Annotated in this window: 1 pseudogene; it reads right to left on the bottom strand. The window is 35.1% G+C overall.

Annotated features, from left to right (window positions below):
- Positions 1–75 precede the first annotated feature (75 nt).
- Positions 76–372 (bottom strand): annotated as a pseudogene (locus RHOW815_RS06100) (transposase); the annotation flags it as partial.
- Between the last annotated feature and the right edge of the window lie 16 nt (positions 373–388).

The raw sequence follows: 388 nt of genomic DNA, 5'->3' as shown, positions 1-388 counted from the left end.
GTGTTTGATTGTTAAAAATCACAATAGAGATTCTTTCATCGCCTGCCTATTCTTTTTTTAATTCTTCTGTGCACTTCAAACTTGAAAAGACTTTTCATAATATCGATTATTGCGGACTTTTTTATTCATGAATCGCCAAAGGCGTTCAATCAGATTGAGATCGGGAGAATAAGGAGGCAAGAATTTGATTTCTACTCTGGATGTTTTTAGGTAATTTGCAACGATTTTTGACCTATAGTAGGCAGCGTTATCGCATATAACCACGATTCTTTGTGCAAAAGGATACTTTTCTTCCAATTTTTTAAACAAATCAAGAGTAGATTGCGCATTGATAGAGTCGGAAGAAAGAGTTGTAACTTCTAAGCGCTTTACATCTAAGGCTCCATTG

This window comes from Candidatus Rhabdochlamydia sp. W815 (assembly GCF_018642185.1).
GTDB lineage: Bacteria > Chlamydiota > Chlamydiia > Chlamydiales > Rhabdochlamydiaceae > Rhabdochlamydia > Rhabdochlamydia oedothoracis.
This window is presented reverse-complemented; position numbering and strand designations above follow the sequence as displayed.